This is a genomic window from Burkholderia sp. Se-20378, from assembly GCF_017104665.1.
In the GTDB taxonomy this organism is placed as follows: domain Bacteria; phylum Pseudomonadota; class Gammaproteobacteria; order Burkholderiales; family Burkholderiaceae; genus Burkholderia; species Burkholderia lata.
The window spans coordinates 1-4744 of the sequence record NZ_JAAGPG010000617.1 but is presented as its reverse complement, the minus strand read 5'-3'; the positions used below and the strand labels follow the sequence as shown (position 1 = coordinate 4744).

The 4744-nt window shown below is 69.0% G+C and carries 4 protein-coding genes; 2 read left to right on the top strand and 2 right to left on the bottom strand.

Annotation, left to right across the window (positions count from 1 at the left end):
• Window positions 1–239 precede the first annotated feature (239 nt).
• Both G3N93_RS34900 and G3N93_RS34895 read left to right on the top strand, forming a co-directional pair.
• On the top strand, window positions 240–1235 hold the full coding sequence (locus tag G3N93_RS34900) for an arabinose ABC transporter substrate-binding protein (protein WP_174935574.1): 996 nt from the start codon (window positions 240–242) through the stop codon (window positions 1233–1235).
• Between the two features lie 19 nt (window positions 1236–1254).
• Window positions 1255–2019 (top strand): SDR family oxidoreductase, encoded by a 765-nt coding sequence (locus G3N93_RS34895; protein WP_206135006.1) that lies wholly within the window; start codon window positions 1255–1257, stop codon window positions 2017–2019.
• A gap of 75 nt (window positions 2020–2094) precedes the next feature.
• Here the strand turns inward: G3N93_RS34895 and G3N93_RS34890 are convergent, their stop codons facing one another.
• Window positions 2095–3813: a cation:proton antiporter gene (locus tag G3N93_RS34890; protein ID WP_206135005.1), complete on the bottom strand. Its 1719-nt coding sequence runs from the start codon at window positions 3811–3813 to the stop codon at window positions 2095–2097.
• Between the two features lie 208 nt (window positions 3814–4021).
• On the bottom strand, window positions 4022–4744 hold a 723-nt coding region (locus tag G3N93_RS34885), incomplete at its 5' end, for a cytochrome c (protein ID WP_206135004.1).

Below are 4744 nucleotides of genomic sequence, written 5' to 3'. Positions count from 1 at the left end.
GCGCAAGTCACCACGGCGGCGGGCTGATCGACGCAGCCAGCGCGACGCGCCGCCCCCGCGGCGCGCGTGTCACGCCCCGCCAGCCTCGTCGCCGCCTCACACCTCCCGCCATCGGGCACCGTCCCACTTTCTAGGAACGCCGCGCATCATTTGAGCGTTTCCGCTGCCTCCTCCTACAATTTTTCCGCGTGTCGGGCAGCCCTGCCCGCGTGCGCGACTACAACAAAGGAGAGACACGCATGCGATTCCACTGGAAGACGCTCGCACTGGCCATGGCGAGCGCGGCCCTGGTCGGCGGGGTACCCGCCCATGCCGCCGACCCCGCCGACGTGAAAATCGGCTTCCTCGTCAAACAGCCGGACGATCCGTGGTTCCAGGACGAATGGCGCTTCGCCGAACAGGCGGCGAAGGAAAAGCACTTCACGCTGATCAAGATCGCGACGCCGAGCGGCGAAAAGGTATCGACCGCGCTCGACAGCCTCGCCGCGCAAAAGGCGCAAGGCGTGATCATCTGCGCGCCCGACGTGAAGCTCGGCCCCGGCATCGCGGCCAAGGCGAAGCGCGCGGGCATCAAGCTGATGTCGGTCGACGATCAGCTCGTCGACGGCCGCGGCGCGCCGCTCCAGGGCGTGCCTCACATGGGCATCTCCGCGTACAAGATCGGCCAGCAGGTCGGCCAGGCGATCGCGGACGAGACGAAGCGGCGTGGCTGGAATCCGGCCGAGGTCGGCATCATCCGGATCGCGTACGACCAGTTGCCGACCGCGAAGGAGCGCACCACCGGCGCGGTGGACGCGCTCAAGGCCGCCGGCTTTCCGGCTGCAAACGTGATCGACGCACCCGAAATGACGGCCGACACCGAAGGCGCGTTCAACGCGGCGAACATCGCGCTCACCAAGCATGCGAATTTCAAGCGCTGGGTGGCATTCGGCTCGAACGACGACACGACGGTCGGCGCGGTACGCGCCGCCGAGGGGCGCGGCATCGGCGCCGACGCGATGGTCGCGGTCGGCATCAACGGCAGCCAGGTCGCGCTCAACGAATTCGCGAAGCCGAAGCCGACAGGCTTCTACGGCTCGATCCTGTTGAATCCGCGCCAGCACGGCTACCAGACGAGCATCAACATGTATGACTGGATCACGAAGAACCAGGCGCCGCCGCCACTCGTGCTGACGTCCGGCACGCTGATCACGCGCGACAACGAGAAGCAGGCGCGCGCCGCGCTCGGCCTGTGAACCCGCCCAAGGAGCCGACATGACACGCACCACCCTCGTGACGGGCGCCGCCGGCGGCATCGGCCAGGCGCTGTGCCGCACCTTCCTCGCGACCGGCGACCACGTGCTCGCGCTCGATCGCGACCGCGCGGCGCTCGACCGCTTCCTCGATACGCTCGGCGACGCGCGCGTGACGCCGGTCGTCGACGACCTGACCGACGCCGAGCGGCTGGGTTCGCTGCTCGAATCGCATCCGCCGGTCGACGTCCTCGTCGCGAACGCGGGCACGGCCGCGTCGACCACGCTGCGCGACACGACGCCCGCTACCTGGCGCACGGATCTCGACGCGAACCTGACGGCCACCTACATGAGCGTCGAAGCCGTGCTGCCCGGCATGCGCGCACGCGGGCGCGGCGCGATCGCGATCATCGGTTCGGTCAACGGCGTGCATGCGCTCGGGCATCCGGCGTACAGCGCGGCGAAGGCCGGGCTGATCAGCTACACGAAATCGCTCGCGATCGAATACGGCCGCGACGGCGTGCGGGCGAACATCGTGCTGCCGGGCACCGTGAAGACACCTGCGTGGGAAGCGCGCGTGGAACGCAACCCGCAGGTGTTCGAGGCATTGAGAAAGTGGTATCCGCTCGACGATTTCGCCACGCCCGACGACGTCGCGCAGGCCGCGCTGTTCCTGTGCTCGCCGGCCGCGCGCATCATCACCGGTGTGGCGCTGCCCGTCGATGGCGGCCTGCTGGCCGGCAATCGCGTGATGGCACAGGAACTGACGCTCGAGACGTTCTACTGAAACTGAAGTACGCGGGGTCGGCGGCCGCCCGGGCCGCCGCGCCCTGCCCGGTGCGCGGCGCGATGCCGCGCGCCGTCAATGCGCAGCAGCCGCAACCGGCTTCGTCATCCTGCCGAGCACGTGCTCGGTCATCCCGCGCGCAAGTTCGGTCTCGCCCATGAACACGGTGCCGATGCCCTCGTTCGACAGCAGCGCGGCCTCGTCGCCGCTGTTCGTGCACAGCACGACCTCGAGCGACGGGTTGAGCGTGCGCGAGATTTCGACGATCTGCCGCACGTCGAACACGTCGGGCAACGTGACGACCAGCATCCCGGCGCGCGCGATATGCGCCTGCACGAGCACGATCGGTTCAATCGCGTCGCCCGACACGGCCGCGATGCCGTCCTCGCGCAGCTTCTCGACGAGTTCGCGATTCTGCTCGACGACGACATACGCGATGCCGCGCTCGTCCAGCGCGTGTGCGATCCGCGTGCCGACCTTGCCGTAGCCGACAATCACGACCTGCCCGGTCAGGTGCGTCTGCGGCGTCGACATCGGCAGCGCGGCGAGCGGATCGTCGCGCGCCTCGAGCTTGCGCGCGAACGCCGAATGCTTGCGGATCCACACGAGCGCCGGATCGATCATCGCGAACAGCAGCGTGTTCATCGCGATCGAGATCAGCGCGACGGCCAGAATCAGGCTCTGCCCCTCGGCCGACAGCAGCCCGAGCGCACGACCGAGCCCGGCGAGGATGAACGAGAACTCGCCGATCTGCGCGAGACCCGCGCCGACCGTCAGCGCGGTATTCAGCGGATAGCGGAACGCGATCACGAGCGCGACCGCCGCGAGCGTCTTGCCGATCACCACGATCGCCGCGACCTCGATCACGTGCAGCGGCTCCGCGAGCAGGATCTTCGGATCGAACAGCATCCCGACCGAGATGAAGAACAGCACCGAGAACGCGTCGCGCAGCGGCAGCGTCTCGTCAGCGGCGCGCCGGCTGAATTCCGACTCGCGCATCATCATCCCGGCGAAGAACGCGCCGAGCGCGAACGACACGTCGAACAGCTTCGCCGCGCCGAACGCGATGCCGACCGCGGCCGCGATCATGCACAGCGTGAACAGCTCGCGCGAGCCCGTGCGCGCGACGAGCCACAGAATGCGCGGAAACACGCGCTTGCCGACCACCAGCATCAATGCGATGAACGCGGCGACCTTCAGCATCGTGACGCCGAGCGTGCCCCACACGCTGCCGCCGGCCGCATGCGCGTCGCCGGGCGGCGTGCCGCCGAGCAGCCCCGCGACGGGCGGCAGCAGCACCAGCACGAGCACCATCACGAGATCCTCGACGACGAGCCAGCCGACCGCGATGCGCCCGTTGACCGTCTCGACCAGCCCGCGCCCTTCGAGCGCACGCAGCAGCACGACGGTACTCGCAACCGACAGCGCGAGCCCGAACACGAGCGCCGCCCCGACGCTCCAGCCCCAGGTGAGCGCGAGCCCGCCGCCGAGCAGCGTGGCCACCGTAATCTGGACGATCGCGCCCGGCAGCGCGATCTTGCGCACCGCGAGCAGATCGCCGAGCGAGAAATGCAGGCCGACGCCGAACATCAGCAGCATCACGCCGACTTCGGCAAGCTGCTGCGCGAGCGACAGGTCGCCGACGAAGCCGGGCGTGCCCGGGCCGATCACGATCCCGGCAAGCAGATAGCCGACGAGCGGCGGCATTTTCAACAGCGACGCGAAATAACCGAAGACCATCGCGAGACCGAAACCGGCCGCGAGCAACGCAATCAGGCTGACGTCATGAGGCATCCCCCCTCCCGAAGTTCTTGTAACTATTTAGTAAGGTTCAAGAACGAAAGGATAAGGGATGAGGCGGAAAAATGGCGCGCCACCGCGAAAAATTCACGCGGTGGCGCGCCTTTGCGGGGTGCAACCCCGGCGAATTGAAAGGCGCCGCGCGGATGCGGCGGCGCCTTGAAGCACATCGGACAGGCGGGGCTGGCGCCCCGCCGCCCCGTCAACGCGACGCTTGCGGGAACCGCGCGCCCGGCGGCGGTTCGGGCCGGGTCGACGGCACGCTCTTGCGCACCTTCGCGACCTGCGCGGCTGTCACCGGCGCCCCCGTGTTGCCCCAGCTCGTGCGCACGAAGTTGGACACGTCCGCGACTTCCTGATCTGACAGGCGCCAGCCGAACGGCGGCATCGTGAACGTCGACGGCGCGGTGCGCGTGCCCTGCAGTGCACTGCCTTCCAGCACGACGTGGATCAGCGAGGTCGGATCGTCGCCCTGCACGACCGGGTTGCCGGCCAGCGCCGGGAACACGCGCGTGTACCCGTGGCCGTCGCTGCGGTGGCAGGCCGTGCAGTTGTCGCGATAGACGGCCGCGCCCGGCTTGCTCGCGTCGCCGGCCTGCAGCGCCTTCGCGGCAGCCGCGTCGTACACGTGGGGCTGTTCACCCTGCACGCGCGGAGGCAGCGTCTTCAGGTAGCGTGCGATCGCGTTCAGGTCGTCGTCGGTCATGTGCTGCATGCTGTGGCCGACCACGTCCGTCATCCCGCCGAACGCGGCCGTGCGCAGCGTGCGGCCCGTCTTCAGGAACTGCACGATCTCGGTTTCCGTCCACGTGCCGAGGCCCGTGCGCGGCTCGCCGCGCAGGCTCGTCGGCACCCAGCCGTCGATCGCCGCGCCGCCGGCCAGGAAGTCCGGGCCGTCCGCGTCGGTGAGCCCGCGCTCCTGCAT